General features: G+C 57.9%; 8 protein-coding genes and 1 pseudogene. All 9 read left to right on the top strand.

Annotated features, from left to right (window positions below; genetic code table 11):
- Positions 1-268 precede the first annotated feature (268 nt).
- The 9 genes and pseudogenes from V7730_RS21780 to V7730_RS21740 all read left to right on the top strand — a co-directional run bounded on the left by V7730_RS21780 (position 269) and on the right by V7730_RS21740 (position 5,659).
- The gene (locus tag V7730_RS21780) at positions 269-517 is read left to right on the top strand and encodes a hypothetical protein (RefSeq protein ID WP_335749656.1); all 249 of its coding nucleotides are present in this window, start codon (positions 269-271) and stop codon (positions 515-517) included.
- A gap of 3 nt (positions 518-520) precedes the next feature.
- Complete coding sequence (locus V7730_RS21775; protein WP_335749655.1) at positions 521-1,168, top strand: molybdopterin-dependent oxidoreductase; 648 nt, start codon at positions 521-523, stop codon at positions 1,166-1,168.
- Between the two features lie 218 nt (positions 1,169-1,386).
- Entirely contained in the window at positions 1,387-1,986 is a 600-nt protein-coding gene (locus tag V7730_RS21770) for a molybdopterin dinucleotide binding domain-containing protein (protein WP_335749654.1), read from the top strand.
- An 11-nt stretch (positions 1,987-1,997) separates the two neighbouring features.
- Positions 1,998-2,138 (top strand): (2Fe-2S)-binding protein, encoded by a 141-nt coding sequence (locus tag V7730_RS21765; RefSeq protein WP_335749653.1) that lies wholly within the window; start codon positions 1,998-2,000, stop codon positions 2,136-2,138.
- Positions 2,135-2,305 carry a hypothetical protein gene (locus V7730_RS21760; RefSeq protein ID WP_335749652.1) on the top strand — a complete coding sequence of 57 codons (171 nt, stop codon included), beginning with the start codon at positions 2,135-2,137 and terminating at the stop codon, positions 2,303-2,305. Before V7730_RS21765 ends, V7730_RS21760 begins: the two co-directional genes overlap by 4 nt.
- Positions 2,274-2,804, top strand: a complete 531-nt coding sequence (locus tag V7730_RS22805) for a hypothetical protein (protein ID WP_443070266.1) — start codon at positions 2,274-2,276, stop codon at positions 2,802-2,804. The genes V7730_RS21760 and V7730_RS22805 overlap by 32 nt, the downstream gene beginning before the upstream one ends.
- 149 nt (positions 2,805-2,953) lie before the next feature.
- The gene (locus V7730_RS21750) at positions 2,954-4,162 is read left to right on the top strand and encodes an SAM-dependent methyltransferase (RefSeq protein ID WP_443070265.1); all 1,209 of its coding nucleotides are present in this window, start codon (positions 2,954-2,956) and stop codon (positions 4,160-4,162) included.
- A 29-nt stretch (positions 4,163-4,191) separates the two neighbouring features.
- Entirely contained in the window at positions 4,192-4,503 is a 312-nt protein-coding gene (locus tag V7730_RS21745; RefSeq protein WP_335749650.1) for a hypothetical protein, read from the top strand.
- 395 nt (positions 4,504-4,898) lie between these two features.
- Positions 4,899-5,659: pseudogene (locus V7730_RS21740) on the top strand (IS3 family transposase).
- Positions 5,660-5,765: the final 106 nt, after the last annotated feature.

Genomic DNA, 5,765 nt, shown 5'->3' with positions numbered 1-5,765 from the left:
GCAGAGCGTTTCAATGCATGTGTTGCGTCGATCAGTTGAGACCGCCGGGTTTAGCTGCCATTCCTCACTATTCTCCCAATAACCGCTTTCAGCCCGCAAGCAGTGGTCGCGACCCTTTGCGACGCTAACGGGCCCCTTCCCGAAACCATACCTTACCCAATTTTCAACATGCTATTGGCGACAAGGACCGAGGTGGCGACTTCGCGAGTATTAAGAAGGGTGCGGCGAAAGTGAGTTATTCGACTCAAGTTTTATTTAGACGACTACGTTGTCTCATGCGACACCGTTCAACGGGCTGTTGGCCTATTTGGCAGATACCGGAAAGCGCGACGCAACTTATGCGCAAGACTATGTAAATGGCCTCGATGCTGCGATCGCGGCGGCATGTGCCTGTGATCCGGCCGACAGCGGGGTGAACGCGCAGGAACTGACAGATTTCTTCGCGCTTTGGACGCAGCCCCCCAAGGTTGTCACCGCCTATTCCCAAGGGGTCAATCAATCCGTTTGCGGCACGTAAAAAGTGAACGCGATCCTGAACTGCTATCTTGTCACAGGTCGGATCGGAAAGGCGGGCACAGGTCCTATTCCGTTGACTGGCCAGCCCAATGCCATGGTTGGGCGCGAAGTTGGCGGGCTGGCCAATATACTGGCCAACCACCTTGATCTTGAGAATGCCGCGCACGGGGACGCCGTGCGTGAGTTTTGGCAGAGCCCGACAATCTGCACCAAACCGGGCCTAAAGGCCGTTGATCTGTTTCAGGCCTGTGCTGATGGTCGGATCAAGGCACTTTGGGTAATCTCGACCAACCCTGCGGTGTCACTGCCAGATGCCGATAGTGTCGCAGCAGCGATTGCGAAAGTCCCCGTTGTTGTCACCTCGGACATCATGGAAAAGACAGATACCAATGATCTGGCGGATGTCCTTTTGCCTGCTACAGGGTGGAGCGAAAAAGACGGCACAGTGACGAATTCCGAACGGTGCATTTCGCGCCAGCGAGCGTCCCTTCTGGCCCCGGCACCGCACGCCCGGACTGGAAAATTATCAGCGATGTTGCCGCGCGCATGGGGTTTGCAGACGCTTTCACGTATCAATCCCCTGCCGATGTTTTCGCGGAATTCATGGCGCTTGATGCCGCAACCTCGCAGTTTCCCCGCGCCCTTGATCTGAGCATCTTTGCTAATGCTGATTATGCCAAGCTGGTCCCGACCCAATGGCCGCGCAATGGGGCGCGCTTCTTTGCAGACGGGCGGTTTCATCACCCCGATGCAAGGCGCAGATGCTCCCTGTCACGGGGCCCGCGCAGTTTAAACAGCGCTTTACGCTCAATATAGGCCGGAACCGGGACCAGTGGCACACGACGATGCAGACCGGAAAATCTCCACGCTTTGGTGCGCAACTGGCAGAACCCTATTTCGAAATTCACCCCCCTGATCACGCCGCGCGTGGCAAAAGGCCAACTCGTTGCGCCGATGCACTGGACACGCCAACGTACCACCGCTGGTACCGTCAACAGTGTCATGGCGCCTGTAACCGATCCGCTCTCGGGCCAGTCCGCGCCAAAATCCAGCGCGGTCTCTGCCGAGATGTTCAGGGCAAAATGGTATGGCTTTCTGGCGAGCAACACCGCGCTCACACCGCAAACTCCTTATGCTGCGGTAGCGCGGACACAGACCGGCTGGCAAGCGGAATTGGCGGGCAGCAAAACGCCCGATGATTGGGAGGCCGATGCGCACCTCTTGTCTGGCCAGTCGGGCAGCGATGACTCACTTCAATCGGACACCGCCACAGGCACCATCCGCGTTGCCATTGCGCAGGACGGTCTTATTACCGCGCTGTTGTTTGTCTCACCCACTCCTGTTGTTCTGTCACGCACTTTTTCTGTCGGTTTGATCGGCACGGATACCTCTCCACTGGCCGCACTGGCGGGGCGCAGCGGGCCCGACCAGCCCGATCCGGGTGTACGGTCTGTGCTTGCTTTGACGTAGGCCGCAACACCTTGCTATCCGCCATCGCGAACGGAGCGAGGAATGTCGCTGCTCTGGGCGAGGAGACCTGCGCCGGGACAAACTGCGGCTCTTGTAAACCCGAACTCGCAACCCTTCTGGCAGAGGCATCGCTGCGGATGGCAGCAGAATGAGCCTCGCGCCTTTTGTCCGGATCGCTGCACGTGGCAAGGGGCGCGCGCGGGCTATTACCATGGCCGAAGCGCAAGAGGTGATGACGCTGGTGTTGGGTGGGCGATGCCGCCACCGGAGCGGTCGGCGCGCTGTTGATGGTGATGCGCCTGCGCGGCGAAACGCCTGAGGAGATCGCCGGTTTCACCGCAGCTTTGCCCGCGCATGTGACGGGCAAACTGCCAAAAGCGGATCTTGACTGGCCGTCCTATGCCACAGTCGAGGTGCGCCCTTGTTCCTGCTGGCAGCGCGGCTGGTCTGTCAGGCAGGCTAAAGCATTCGGTGCACGGGTGGAACTCACATCAGTCGGCCACCGTTTCGGTGCGCGAAGCGATTTATCTCTCGGGGCCGCACATCACTTATACGCCGCTGGAGGCGCTGAGCCCGGCCGCGTTCGGCGTGCTGAACCTGCGCGACACGCTCGGCCTGAGATCGTGCTTCAACACTGTGTTCCGCATGTGGAACCCGTCGGGGGCAGGGGCAGGGGCAGGGGCAGGGGCAGGGGCAGGGGCAGGGGCGACGGTGCAAGGTGTGTTCCATCCCTCGTACCGCAGCCTTCAAGCCCAAACAGCGCAGATGTTGGGCCAGCAAGAGCTGAGCATCATCAAAGGGGGCGGTGGGGAATTTGAGCGCCATCCCTCCAAGGACATCGTCCTGTTTGGTCTGCGCGAGGGCGCGCATATTCAACAGACCGCCGCGCCGCTCTTGGATGACGCCCACCGCCTGTACGAAGCAGGTGACATCATTGACCTGAAGGCCCTTTGGCACGGGCGTGCGGATGATCCCTTTGCGGTGGCCACGGTTGCTGGCACCGCAGTACTTGCACTTTGGACGCTCAAAGCGGCCCCAACACTCACCCAAGCAGACCAAATGGCGCGCAGCCTTTGGGACATGCGCCACCAGACAGAAGGCCAATCCGCATGAAAACATTTCCCATGTTCTTGCAAATGGCGGGTCGCCGCGTCGTTATTATGGGCGGGGGGGAGCAAGCCACCCAGAAAGCGCGACTGATCCTGAAACCGAGGCGGCAGTTGAGATATGGGCGCCCGCATTTGATACTGAACTGTCCGCGCTTGCCGCATCAGGCCGCGTGACGCTTCAGGCCGGACCCATCACACCGGTGAACTTTTCAGGGACCGCGCTGGCCTTCATCGCTGCCGGCTGTCCAGGCGCGGGCATGGCATTGCATGCGCTGGCCAAAGAATGCGGGGCTACTGTCAATGTCGTCGATCAGCCACAGCTTTTCGATGCAATCACCCCGTCCATCGTTGACCGCGATCCGGTGGTTGTGGCCATCGGCACTGAAGGGACAGCCCCCGTGCTGGCACTTCAGATCAAGGCAAAAATGGAGGAAATTCTTGAGCCGCGCTTTGGCGATCTTGCGGCACTTGCAGGCCAGATGCGGACTGGGGCGTCCGCCCGCCTTGGTCCGCGTGCGCGTCGCGATCTGTGGCGGTGGGTATTCAATGACAGCCCGCGCCGGATGTTCACAAGTAGTGCCGAACGCGAAGCAGCCAAGCTGATTAAGTCCGCCATCGAGAGGGGCGAATTTGGGGCCTCTAAGGGCGGTAGTGTCAGTCTTTGTCGGCGCGGGTCGGGTGCCAAGGATCTGATCACTCTACGCGGTGTGCAGCGTCTGCAAGAGGCGGATGTGATGTATTACGACCGTCTACTTGATCCCGAAATCCTTGAGTTAGCGCGGCGCGATGCCGAGCGCATTTATGTGGGAAAGGCTCCGGGCTGTCACCGCTGGCAACAGGAGAAAATCACGCAAACTCTGGTGGTCGCCGCCAAACGGGGCCAACGTGTAGTGCGTCTAAAATGCGGCGATCCTGGTGTGTTTGGGCGCAGCACAGAAGAGGTCGATGCGCTAAAAGAAAGTGGTATCGACTTCGAGATGGCCCCCGGTGTCACGGCCGCCTGCGCAGCGGCCGCCAGCATTGGCGTAAGCCTGACAGATCGGGCAACATCGATACTCTGGTGCTGACTACGGGCCACCGCTATGATGGATACACGGTGCCTGATCCGATCAAGGACATCAGGGCCGGCACATGCGTTGCTCTTTACATGGCTGTGGGCGCTGCGCCGCAGATTATGGAGCACCTTGAGACAGAGCATCCGGGCGTTCCGTTTGACATACAAATCGTCGCAAAAGCGCAGCGCAAAGGGCAGATAGTCCTCAGTTGTCCTTTAAGTGACTTGGCCAAGACATTGAGTGCCAATGAGATCGCTGGCGAGGCAATGCTGCTCATCCGGTGGCCCCGCGGGGCGCAACAGGCCGACATTGTGTGCTTGTCGCCATCCAAGCTTGGCTACCGCCTGCTCTAATGTGGAAGAATAACTTGGGGCATGTTTCTTTTTTGTCACGAGCCTAAACCGAAAATTGCACCATATCAAATATGCCCGCTCTTAAAAACTGCGCGAACGTTGTTGTCGATTTGCAGTGAGACTGAATGGCCAGTTTGACGGGCCGCATCGCAGCATGGGGTCAGTGACTGGATGTCCGGTCGGGGCCGATTGGGTAATGACAGCGGCCTCTTCATTTCGTCTCAAGAAGTTCAAGCGCAAACTCTGAATTTCACCAATTGCGGTTCTCGAGGTTATCAAACAGTCTACTTCCGATTTCTTCATGGCTTTGATTGGAGTTCCCCCCCCCGAAATTTGGATACTGACGTAAGCTGGGATTTGTTGTTTGCTGATCTTCAACACGAAGGAGATCAGGAATGTCGAAACGGAAGCAACATCATCCAGAATTCAAAACCAAGGTGGCGTTGGAGGCGCTGAAAGGGGAAGAGACTGTCAGCGAGCTGGCAAGCAGGTTTGGGGTGCATCCCACGATGATCTATCAATGGAAGCGGGCCCTGCTTGAAGGCGCATCTGGCGTATTCGAGCGTGGCGGCGGAAGGCATCGGAAGCCGATGAAGAACAGGTCAAAGGACACAAAATTTATCCCTACCTGCTGCGCGGGCTGCGACTAAATCGACCTAACCAGGTCTGGGGCGCTGACATCACCTATCTACTGATGCGCCGAGGCTTTCTGTATCTAGTCGCCATCATGGACTGGCACACGCGCAAGGTTCTGGCCTGACGCATCTCGAACACGTTAGAGGCAGAATTTTGTGTCGAGGCGGTGAACGAGGCGATCCATAAGTTCGACCCGCCCGAGATCATTAACACGGATCAGGGCAGCCAGTTCACGTCATCTGCGTGGAGGGATCTGTTGTGACGGTCAGCGGATCGCATCTCGATGGACGGCAAAGGTCGCTTTTTGGATAAAATCTTTGCCGAGCGACTGTGGCGGAGCCTAAAATGCGAATGCGTCTATCTGCATGCTTGGGAAACTGGATCAGAAGCAAAGGCTGGCGTCAGAAAGTGGATCGAGTTCTACAATCACAAACGCCCTCATTCTGCCCTTGGCGGACAACTGCCTACCATGGTTTATTGGCCGCGAAATGAAACAACCAACCCCAATCAGCAGGTGTAAAGAGTAGCTTGATTTACGCCAGATACCGTCCAACAAACGGGGAGCAGCTCACATTGAAGTGGTCCGGCAAAATTGGACAGCGTGCTAAGATGTATCCAACCCGAAC

Source organism: Sulfitobacter sp., from assembly GCF_036961165.1.
Lineage (GTDB): Bacteria > Pseudomonadota > Alphaproteobacteria > Rhodobacterales > Rhodobacteraceae > Sulfitobacter.
Note: the sequence above shows the minus strand (reverse complement) of the source record. Positions and strands in the feature narration are given on the sequence as shown.